The following is a 10,933-nucleotide window of genomic DNA, read 5'->3' on the forward strand; positions in this document are numbered from 1 at the left end:
AACCGATCAGGTTCTCCGCTGTACTCTGTACGCGGAGGTTCTGCATCCGTTTCGAATGACGCCGTCCAGGGTGGAAGATCTCCTCGAATTTACGGCTTTTCTTTGGATATGAATCCATCATGTATGTAATAAAAAATAAGATTGCTGGTTATTTGAAAATTGGAGGCAGAGGTTGCGCGGAGTGTAAAACATCATGGGGACTGTACGCGTAGGGTACGTCTCGATGAATCCTTTTGAGATTTCGGGACAAGCTATGCGCTCATTTATCATTGTCATGCATTGATTTCGTGGCAGGCTGAGATACAGAGGTCATGTGGAATGTAAAAAAGTTCCTGGGACTGTACGCGTATGGTATGTACCAGGGACTTTTTTGTGTGGAGCAGGAGATATGTGCGCAGACGCCCGGAAAAATTAATCTGTAAATTGGAGCCAGACTGAGAGGCAGAGGCTACGCGGAGTGTAACAACATCATCGGGACTGTACGCGTATGAATCCTTTTGAGATTTCGGGACAAGCTATGCGCTCATTTATCATTATCATGCATTGATTTCGTGGCAGGCTGAGATACAGAGGTCATGCGGAATGTAAAAAAGTTCCTGGGACTATACGTGTATGGTATGTCCCGGAAAAATTAATCTGTAAATTAATCTGTAAATTGGAGCCAGGCCGGGATGCAGAGGTTGCGCGGAGTGTAAAAAAATCATCGGGACTGTACGCGTATGGTACGTCTCGATGATTTTTTTACATGTAGCGTAAGCTATGCGCCCGGACCGGCCCAATTTACCCGTGGATGACCAGCACTGGACACTTACACTCCTGCACCACCTGCTGGCTTACAGAGCCCATGAAGATACCTTTGATCTTTCCCAGGCCACGGCTGCCCATGACCACCAGATCGTAGTGTTCTTCTTCTGCTTCTTCCACTACCACTTCGGCGGGATCGCCTAAGAGAGCTTCGGTTTCTACGTGAATATCTTCCGGCACCAGTTTAGCCATTTTTTTCAGCATTTCTTCAGCGCCTGCGGTGAGGTGTTCCGGCACATAGCCGCCGGTACTTACCTGCTGGACGCCACTCATTACTTTTCCGAATTCAACTACGGAAAGGAGAGTGATGGATGCGTCAAACTGCCGTGCGATGAACGCAGCACGGCGAAGGGCTTCCTTGGACTGATTGGAACCGTCTACCGGAACAAGAATCCTGTCAAGTGTAATGTTATCAAAGGTAAACATAATACCTCCTGAAGAATCTGCTGATAAAACCTGTGGCTTATGTCAGAATATTTTATTGTTTTATATTATAACACGATTATAACAAAATGAAACCGGAAAATGAAATTTGTGTAATTACCGATAAGCTTTATCCAGCTCCTGCTTCATAGCGGAAACGGAAATCTGTCCGGGAGCAGAGGCTTCGCCGGCAGAGGCGAAGGTGAGGATGGAGCCTGCCTTGCCGCCAAGGATGCGGGTAATCTGGCCGAATGGACCCATGGAGATGCCGATGAATGGGAAATCCGGCGCGGTCTTATGTACCTGGGCCATGGCATCCATCATGGTGCAGGCATCGTCCCTGGAGTGGGCCATGACGGCAATTTTTCCTATAGAAGCGTGCCGGGCTTTCATGGTAAGGAAGCGGGAAACGATGTCTTCCTTCTTCGGAGTGCGGGAAAAATCATGGAAGCTTACGATGACGGAAAGGCCAAGGGCACGGGCTTTTTCAATAAGTCGGGGTGCCGGTGTGCGTTCCATTTCCACATCTACGGCATCGCTTCCCGGGCGGAGTCCGGTCATGACGGCGGTGACACAGGATTCATAGAGGGCATCTTCGTAGGGGAAGCTGCCGCCCTCTTTGCTGGTGCGGACGGTGGCGATTATGGGGGTGGAGATTTCAGATTTTACCAGGGAGAGTCCCTGCGTTGCCAGCTCTGGGGAGAGGGCATCCAGTCCGTCCATGCGCCACTCCAGCACATCAAAGGGAAGGGAACGGATGGCAGCTGCCTTTTCTTTCAGCTCTTGCAGGGTATGAGCCGCCACAGGGATGGCGATCAGTGGTTTTTCAGGCATGGAAATCACTCCTTTTGCAGACGAAGGCAGAGGGAAAAAGGGAAAGGATTCATTTCCCTGGTTCTGCCGGGAAAGATTACGTTAAGTATAGCATGGAAAGGCGAAGTTTGTTCTGCTTTTTTCGTAACGTTTCGGTTTTGATTATGTTATAATAAAAAGGATACTTTTTTATTGAAAACAGAAGGCTTTTCCTCTCTTTCCTGAGAGAAAAAGTTTTCGGTGGTGAGGAATCGGTATGGCGAAAATTATTGGCATTATTAATCAGAAGGGCGGCGTTGGCAAAACGACCACAGCGGTAAATCTGTCGGCGTTTCTGGCCAAGCACAGCCGCCGGGTGCTAATAGTGGATACAGATTCGCAGGGGAATGCCACGAGCGGTCTGTCCATGGAGCGCCGGCACTTCGACCCGGACATTTACGATGTCATGATGGGAAATGCTCCGGTGGAGGAAGCCATTGTTGATACAGATATGAAACGGCTGTTTCTGCTTCCGGCCTCTATGAATCTGGCAGGTGCGGAAATTGAAATGGTAGGCATGGAAAACAGAGAGACCATTCTGAAACGCATCCTTTCCCAGGTGCGGGACAAGTATGACTATATTATCATCGACTGCCCGCCGGCACTGGGGCTCATGACGCTGAATGTACTCACTGCCGCAGATTCTGTCATCATCCCGATTCAGGCAGAATTCTATGCGCTGGAAGGGTTATCCCAGCTGGTGAAGACCATTCATGCGGTGACGAAGAACCTGAATCCGGATCTGGATATTCTGGGGATTCTGCTTACCATGTACGATGGCCGGACCAACCTGTCTGTGCAGGTACGGGATGAAGTGGAATCCTACTTCGGAGATACCGTGTTCAAGACGGTGATTCCCCGGAGCGTGAAATTATCGGAAGCGCCCGGATTTGGACAGCCGATTACGCTGTATGCACCCAAATCCAAAGGAGGCGTAGCTTACAAGAAGTTGAGTCGGGAGGTTTTGAAACGTGTCGAAAAGTAAGAAACTTGGCCGCGGACTGGGAGCCTTGCTGGGGGATGACCTTACGGCGGAACGAACGGAAGAATTGAAAATTTCCCTGATTGTGCCGAATGAATACCAGCCGCGTCACACATTTGATGAAGAGTCACTCGGGGAGCTGGCCAATTCTATCCGGGAACACGGAGTGGTACAGCCGATTCTGGTGCGGCGCAAAAATCACCAGTATGAACTTATCGCCGGGGAACGCCGCCTCCGGGCGGCCGAAATGGCGGGGCTGAAGGAAATCCCTGCCATTGTGCGGGATTACAGCGATAAGCAGTCGGCAGAGATTGCCCTTATTGAAAATCTGCAGCGGGAAGGCCTGACGGTGATTGAAGAAGGAGAAGCCTATCACCGGCTTATGGATGAATATGGATATACCCAGGAAGCCATGGCCAGAGCCGTGGGAAAGAGCCGTTCCTATATAGGCAATGCGGTCCGTTTCCTTTCTCTTCCCGATGAGGTGAAGGAGCTCCTTCTCCAGCATAAGGTGACTGCAGGACAAATCCGGCCAATCCTTACGCTTTCCAGCCCGGCGGAACAGATCCGCATGGCCAGGAAGATTGCAGAAGAGGGGTTATCTGCCCGGCAGGTGGAGGAACTTCTCCGCCGTCATAAAGGAGAAAAGAAAGGTAAGAAAAATACATCTGGTGATGATGGGTCCAGCTGGATTCACGATATGGAAGAAAGGCTGCACACCGCCATGGGCACACCGGTAAAGATTAAGTTTGGAAAAGGGAAACATGCATCCAGGGGAAGCATTTCCGTTTCCTTTACCAGTGAAGAGGAATTTAAACGCCTGATGGCTTATCTCACAGGGGATACAATGTAAGTACTTATGTACGTGGAGGGTTTAAAGGTATAATTATGTTGGCAGCTAATTTGAATATGCTGGTTTATGCAGGGGCCGGCCTTGCAATCGTTCTGCTGGTTATTCTGATTGCTCAGGTATTTATCCTGAAAGCTAAGTTAAACCGGATCAATAAGAAATATCATTATTTTATGAATGGTCATGATGGAGTGTCTGTGGAACGACAGCTGTCTGCGGAAGTCAAGCAGCTCCGTGATATGGTGAGTGCATCCGAAGGCATGCTGCACCAGCAGGAACTTCTGGCCAATATGCAGCTGGAGTCTTTTCAGCGTATGGGGCTGATTAATTACGATGCGTTCGATGCTACCGGGGATAAGCTCAGCTTCTCCCTCACGCTGCTCAATGGACGCAACGATGGGTTCGTATTCTCCTGCCTCACCGGCAGCGGTACTTCCCGTATTTATGCCAAGAGAGTAATTAATGGCCGGTGCAAGTCTTCCCTGTCTTCCGAAGAAGCAGACAGCATCAATATGGCACTGAATACCCAGATGCCTAATGTGGTTCTGGCTGCACAGGAAGCGGCAGCTGCCAGAGAGGCAGAGCGTCAGGAACGGGAACACCGGGAAAAGAAGAGAGAACCGAAGAGACGCAGAACCGTAAGAAAGCCGAAGCATGAGAAACCGGCACAGCCAGTGCGTCAGGCGGAAGAAAAAGTTCAGCCGGCGCCGGTACAGGAAGCCGCACCGGCAGAACCGGCCAGCCAGGCAGTAAAAACGGAAATCCGAAGCACAGGCAATGAACCATTTGTTTCCACACAGAGTGCACAGCCTGTAAAGCCGCTGGGCAATGCGACAGAAGCGGATCTGTCCCTGTTCTCCAGCAGTGGAAGCAAGCGTCCCGCAAGAAGGGGGCAGTACAGAGTAAACCATGAGGAAAGAAGAAAATAAGACAACGGGAGAGCTTGGACTCTTCTTCACTAAAGACGATATAAAGAAAATTAAATATGCAGGAGCCGGAATCGGTGCGGTGCTCCTTCTTCTTGTAGGAACATCCATCTATTCCATTTACTCCATGACGTCCCTTCAGGCGCAGAATGAACTGTACAGGAATCAGATGAAGCTGGCGGAACAGCGTATGGATGACCTGGTAAGGAAATCTCAGACGGTGGACAAGTTGTCAGAACAGATGCAGAGCATGGTGAATGGCAATCTGTCCCAGACTCCGGCTACTCAGAATTCTCTGCAGAATGGGCAGGGCGGTGCCAGTACCGTACCGGATATAGCCTCCAATGGAGGAGAGAGCCGGCCGGTTTCTGACAAAGTACACACTCCGGGGCAGCTGCTCAATGAAATGGTGGCACTGGATAATAAGCTGAATCATCAGATTAAGAAGATGATTGATTTGAGAAGCGCAGCGATGACTAATCTGGCCGGTACGGTTATGCCGGCAGGCCTTGGTATTTCTACTGCGTCTACTGGTTCTGTTACCCCGGATATCTGGCCGGTAAGCGGTGTGGTTTCCAGTCATTTCGGTTTCCGCATCAGCCCTGGCGGCATAGGATCTACCTATCATGAAGGGCTGGATATTGCTTCCAGCTACGGCAATCCGGTTCACGCTACGGCCAACGGACGGATTACTCAGGCCGGATGGGTGAACGGATACGGCTATCTGGTGGAAATCGATCATGGCAACGGGATTAAGACACGGTATGGTCATAATTCGGCCCTCCTGGTTTCTGTAGGGAATCAGGTGGTACAGGGCCAGACCATCAGCCTTATCGGCAGCACAGGAAACAGTACGGGACCGCATTGCCACTATGAAGTGCGTGTCAACGGCGAGGCGGTAGATCCAACCCTGTTCCTCCCGGAACGATAAGAAAAGATGTACAATAATCATATATAGATAATCGGGAAAAGGATGTAATAAAACGTTTTCTGCTTTGTTACATCTCCTTTTCATTTCATGTCAAAGATGTGTTTCACGTGAAACATACAGCGCATTTTCACCGGGAGTAAACGATGAATAATACAAAACTGGAAACAGCGGAAAAACTGTTCTTGGCCTGTCAGTTTGACAGGGCTTTTCCTCTGTTTGAAGAACTGGCAGAAGAAAACAACAGCCGGGCCCTGTTCTTTCTGGGCGTCCTGCATGGTTATGGGCTGGGACATGTAAAAAAGGACCAGGAAAAGAGCCTTACGGCATTGGAAAAAAGTGCCGTAACCGGAGAACCGGGTGCCTGGGTGGAACTGGCCAGTCTGCTTTACCGCCGGGCGGAAGAAATCGTGGCGGTGGATGAGACGCTGAAGCACCGGATTCTGGAAAAGGCCACGGCAGGAGATGTTATTTCTCAGTATGAACTGGGTGTGCTCTATATCAATGGCTGGGGCGTGGAGCAGGAGATAGAAGGCGGAAGTATGTGGCTCAAACGGGCGGCTGACGCCGGATTTTTCATGGCTATGGATGACCTGGGGGTGCTGTATAAGGAACGGGCCCTGGGCAAGGGAAAGGAAAAGGACGCCTGGTCCTATTTCCTCCGTGCCGCCGGACTGGGGTACCGGGGTGGAGAGTTCCACTTAGGGGAGTGCTACTATGAAGGCATTGGTGTGGAACAGGACCTGGAAAAGGCGGTCACCTGCTATAAGAGGGCGCTTGCCCATGGTTCTATGGAAGCGGCCGACGCACTGGGAACCATGGCCGTATTGGGAGAAGGGATGCCGGTGGATGAAAAAGCAGCCTTTACCTATTTCCGCACCGCAGTGAAAGGCGGGTATATTGCCTCGCTGTACAAGCTGGGGGATTGTTATTACTATGGGCGTGGCACTGCGCAGGATTTTGGGCGGGCCAGAGACCTGTTTGAAAAAGCCTGGGATAATGGGGATAAGGCAGCCGCTGTCCGTATGGGGACGATTTACCTGTCCGGACTCGGGGTGGAACAGGACAGCCGGAAGGCGGTAGACTGGTTCACACAGTCAGCGGAAAGTGGAGATCCGGATGGGATTTTCTATCTCGGAGAATGCGCCTGGTATGGCGAAGGGATGACGAAAGATAAGAAGAAGGCTGTGGCCCTGTACGTGGATGCCGCAGAAGGCGGGCAGGAACAGGCGATGACCAGGCTGGGACAGATTGCACTGGAAGAAGGGCATAGCGAAGAAGCGGTACAGTGGTTTACCCGTGCCGCTGCGCTGGGATTTACCACAGCGGAAAATTTCCTTGCAATTTGTTACTATAAAGGGGCCGGTGTGCCAAGGAACGAAAAAACAGCCAGAGAATGGCTTGACCGGTCGGAAAACCAGGGAGACGCAGAAGCGCCTCTGATTAAACAGAACCTCTGGGGAATTACCCTTGGAAGTTTTAAACAGTAAGCAGTATAAGAAATAAGAGTGTACGTAATATAAAAAGATAGGGAGATTAGATTCATGAGCAAAACATTGTCTGAAAAACGTTTTATTAATCACGAATTCAAGGAAGCGGCAGCAGGTCTTCGCCGTATGGCAAAGAATGGAAATCCCCGGGGTATCTACTGCCTGGGAGAAATGCTGGTACATGAATTTATGTTTACTGAAAATGTAAAACAGCGTGAAGAAGGTCTCCGTATTCTGGCCGATGGACTGATTGCCGGAGATCCGCTCTGCCTCATCGCTTATGCACGGTATGATGTAGGTCTTCATGGTCAGGAACTTACCAGTGCCAAGAGAGCCAAACTGGCGGCTAAGGCACAGGAAATGGTAAAGGATGACAACACACTGCCGTCAGTCATCAAGATGGCGGAAGGTGGCGATGTGCTGGCTATGATGGAACTGGGCATGGCGTATGGATTTGGCATTCTGGTTAAGCCGGACAGAGACATGGCTCTGTCCTGGCTCACAAAGGCTGCCGATGCCGGCTATTGGGCGGCTATGCTCCAGGCGGCAGGTATCCTCATGCGCCAGCAGGACACCGAAATCCGTAAAAAGGCTTTTAACTACGTAAAAAAGGCAGCAGAAATGGGAGACAGTCTGGCTCTGGTGCGTCTGGGCGACTGCTACCACTTTGGCCTGGGATGTGAAAAATCATTTGAACAGGCCAGACGCTGCTACGATATGGCCTGTCGCAGAGAAGACAGCATTCTGGCTGTATACAGCATGTCCCGTCTCTATGATGACAAGCAGTTCCCGCAGGCCAGCGAAATTCAGACCACCATCTGGACTGAAAAGGCAGCTCAGCTGGGCAGCGTAGATGCTATGTGCGTTATGGGTGACCGTGCCTACTATGGCCGCGGTGTGCCGAAGGATATGAAGGCTGCCGAAAACTGGTATAAGCAGGCAGTGAAGACCAGAAATGGCCGGGGCTACTTTGCTATGGGACGCTTTAAGATTTATACGGCAAAGATTAAGGATGGTATTAAATATATGGAAAAGGCGGCACAGGCCGGCTGGCCGGAAGGCTATTATATTCTTGGCCTCATGAAGATGCAGGGCATTGGCATGAAGGTGGACAGAAGAAGAGGCCGTGTCCTTCTGGAACAGGCCGCCGCTGCCGGCGTAGTGGATGCTAAGGATGTACTGAATTCCAGAGAAAAGGTCAATCTGCTGGAAGCACTCCGCCGTATCTGATTCGTTTTCGTGACCAGGGAGGTCAACCTATGGAAGCCGAAGCACAATTTATTCATTACCAGCTCAAAGAAGCCATGCCTTCCCTTATGAAGGAAGGACAGCAGAATGATGGCCGGGCTCTGTATGCCCTTGGCCAGATTTTCCTGACCCAGGGGATATACACTGGCGATACCCGGACACTGCTCCGGTCCATGGCTGCCTTTTCCAAAGGGAAAGAAGACAGCGAGGAAAAGGTGCTCTGCCGCAGCGCCTGCTGCACCATGGAAGTGGGCGGACTTTCCCGCACAGGGAAAACGGAAGATGACGTGGCCATGGCGGATGCTCTTTCCCGCATGGCAGAGGGCGGCGATGTGCTGGCTATGACGGAATGGGCGGCCTGCCTTCTCTATGGGACAGGTACAGAAAAGGATGCAGAGGAGTCTCTTTCCTGGCTCCGCTGTGCGGCTTCGCAGGATTACTGGTTGGCACGGCTTCGTCTGCTCCAGACAGAACGGCTGAAGGAAGACAGGGAATCCCGCAGGGATGTGTTCAATCAGGCCAATCATCTGGCGCTCATGGGAGTTCCTGATGGAGAATTCTATCTGGGCGAATGCTATGAAGCCGGATGGGGAACCGAACCGGCATGGAATAAGGCGGTTCATCACTATGAACGGGCGTACTCCCTCGGCAATCCGGCGGCAGCTATGCGGCTGGCCAATGGATATCTGCGGGATACAGGCAATGAAGAATCCGAGGCAAAGGCGATGGAATGGCTCCGCCTGGCCGATGAAAAAGGCAATGGGGAAGCCAGCTACCGCCTGGGCAAAGTGTATGCCTCCCGTGGGGAAAAGGAAAAGACATGGGCAGCTGTCAGCCGGGCCTGCCTCAGAAATTATCCGGCCGGAGTATTTGCAGCAGGATTTCTGCAGATGGCCGGATGTGGTACAAAACAGGACGAAAAACAGGGAATGATTAAAATCCGCCTGGCAGCGCAGATGGGATATATTCCCGCGCAGATGTACCTGAAGAATCCGGAAAATATGGCTGAACGGCTTATTCATGACTGGAACGTGTGAGGGTGTTATGCAGCAGGCAGAAAAATTACTTTTTAAAGGGCAGGCGGACGAAGCCCTGGCTCTGTTTTCAAAAGAGGCAGAAAATGGAAATGGCCGGGCTATGTATTTCCTGGGCTTTATTCTGGAACATGGACTGGGCCATACCGCGCAGGATGAAGATAAGGCGGCCGCATGGTTTGACAAAGGACAGAAGGCAGGAGATGCTCTGGCCATCCTGGCCGCCGCACGCTGGCTGGGTATGGATGACCGATATCATCTGCTTAAGGATGCTTTTCCAAAAGCCCGTGCCATGGCAGAAGACAATGACTGCTTTGCCAAGGTAGAGCTGGCCGATATGTATCTGTCCGGCGGCATTATGATTAACTTCGAAGAAGGTATCCATCTCCTGTCTCAGGCCTGCGCCATGGGCTACTGGTATGCCCTGGAAAAGATGGGTGACCTGTGCCAGGAAGGCCTTCTGGTGGACAAGAATGAGGCCAGGGCGTTTGCCTTTTACAGCAAGGCCGCCGCAGCAGGTCATGACCATTACAGCGAATATCAGCTGGGATGCGCCTGGTACGACGGTATAGGCACCGCCATGGACAGGGAAAAAGGCCTTTCCCTCCTGAAGAAGGCATGGAAAGACGGATCCTCCGATGCCGCCTACCGCCTGGCACTCATCGCTGAAAATGGCATAGGGGTTCCTCCCGATGAACAGAAAGCCGCCCTGTGGTACCAGCGGGCCGCCGAAATGGGAAACACCCTGGCCAAAGGCGCCTTAGGCTACTTCTACGAAAAAGGCCTTGGCGGATTGCCGGAAGATATGGAAAAAGCACGAACCCTCTATAAAGAAGCCGCCGAAGAAGGCGACGACGAAAGTCAGTTCCGACTGGAAGTGCTGGAGAAGAGCGGAAAAGACAGGATTTAGATTTGAGGAATGAGGCCAGAGTGTGCAGATTAGCTTCGCTCATTTGCACAAGTATAAAAAGAAAAACAGACTTTTCATAAAAATGGAAAGTCTGTTTTTTTAATGTCGTGTATAAAGGTAAGAATTCCAAAGCTGCATAAACGAGCGGAATAAAAAACATTTTTCCGTTCTGGAGAGAAAGGGTAAAAGTCGCAAACTTTGTCTGCTGTCGGCAAATTTCTATGGAATTCGGGACGGTGTGAAGCGGAATATTTCTTATAAAAGCTAAGAATGCTAAAGTTTCTCCAAAAGGGAAAATGCAAAATGCAGCTCCTTTCTTGAAAGAAAGGGTGGACCGTTCGCATTAGCGAATGGTGGATAGTTGATTCCACTATGTGAATCTGAAGGAATAACGATACTATGTTGCACTTCTTCCACTTTGTTAAAAAGTAAGCACGCGAAAGCTGATTCACGGGAAGAATGCAACACGTTTCCCGTTCTGGAAGA

10 protein-coding genes are annotated in these 10,933 nt (G+C 50.9%); 8 read left to right on the forward strand and 2 right to left on the reverse strand.

The features are described from left to right. Window positions 1–780: 780 nt before the first annotated feature. On the reverse strand, window positions 781–1,230 hold the full coding sequence (locus BLQ79_RS06595; protein ID WP_091365085.1) for a universal stress protein: 450 nt from the start codon (window positions 1,228–1,230) through the stop codon (window positions 781–783). Window positions 1,231–1,344: 114 nt separating this feature from the next. Further along, complete coding sequence (gene aroD / locus BLQ79_RS06600; protein WP_091365087.1) at window positions 1,345–2,061, reverse strand: type I 3-dehydroquinate dehydratase; 717 nt, start codon at window positions 2,059–2,061, stop codon at window positions 1,345–1,347. Window positions 2,062–2,296: 235 nt separating this feature from the next. On the opposite strand from aroD, the gene BLQ79_RS06605 reads away from it, so the two are divergent. The 8 genes from BLQ79_RS06605 (at window position 2,297) to BLQ79_RS06640 (ending at window position 10,447) form a co-directional block, all read left to right on the forward strand. Next, complete coding sequence (locus BLQ79_RS06605) at window positions 2,297–3,064, forward strand: ParA family protein (RefSeq protein WP_091365090.1); 768 nt, start codon at window positions 2,297–2,299, stop codon at window positions 3,062–3,064. Further along, the gene (locus BLQ79_RS06610; protein ID WP_091365092.1) at window positions 3,051–3,914 is read left to right on the forward strand and encodes a ParB/RepB/Spo0J family partition protein; all 864 of its coding nucleotides are present in this window, start codon (window positions 3,051–3,053) and stop codon (window positions 3,912–3,914) included. Before BLQ79_RS06605 ends, BLQ79_RS06610 begins: the two co-directional genes overlap by 14 nt. Before the next feature lie 35 nt (window positions 3,915–3,949). Then, entirely contained in the window at window positions 3,950–4,840 is an 891-nt protein-coding gene (locus BLQ79_RS06615) for a DUF4446 family protein (RefSeq protein WP_091365094.1), read from the forward strand. Continuing rightward, a complete protein-coding gene (locus BLQ79_RS06620) occupies window positions 4,821–5,768 on the forward strand; it encodes a M23 family metallopeptidase (protein ID WP_091365096.1) in 948 nt (315 codons plus the stop codon). The genes BLQ79_RS06615 and BLQ79_RS06620 overlap by 20 nt, the downstream gene beginning before the upstream one ends. A gap of 143 nt (window positions 5,769–5,911) precedes the next feature. After that, window positions 5,912–7,255 carry a tetratricopeptide repeat protein gene (locus BLQ79_RS06625; protein WP_091365098.1) on the forward strand — a complete coding sequence of 448 codons (1,344 nt, stop codon included), beginning with the start codon at window positions 5,912–5,914 and terminating at the stop codon, window positions 7,253–7,255. Between the two features lie 54 nt (window positions 7,256–7,309). Continuing rightward, window positions 7,310–8,485 (forward strand): tetratricopeptide repeat protein, encoded by a 1,176-nt coding sequence (locus BLQ79_RS06630; protein ID WP_091365100.1) that lies wholly within the window; start codon window positions 7,310–7,312, stop codon window positions 8,483–8,485. Window positions 8,486–8,514: 29 nt separating this feature from the next. Further along, window positions 8,515–9,540 (forward strand): tetratricopeptide repeat protein, encoded by a 1,026-nt coding sequence (locus BLQ79_RS06635; protein WP_091365102.1) that lies wholly within the window; start codon window positions 8,515–8,517, stop codon window positions 9,538–9,540. A 7-nt stretch (window positions 9,541–9,547) separates the two neighbouring features. Beyond that, window positions 9,548–10,447 carry a tetratricopeptide repeat protein gene (locus tag BLQ79_RS06640; RefSeq protein ID WP_159427869.1) on the forward strand — a complete coding sequence of 300 codons (900 nt, stop codon included), beginning with the start codon at window positions 9,548–9,550 and terminating at the stop codon, window positions 10,445–10,447. Window positions 10,448–10,933 lie beyond the last annotated feature (486 nt).

Origin of the sequence: Dialister histaminiformans, assembly GCF_900103425.1 — a bacterium.
Classification (GTDB): Bacteria; Bacillota; Negativicutes; order Veillonellales; family Dialisteraceae; genus Allisonella; species Allisonella histaminiformans.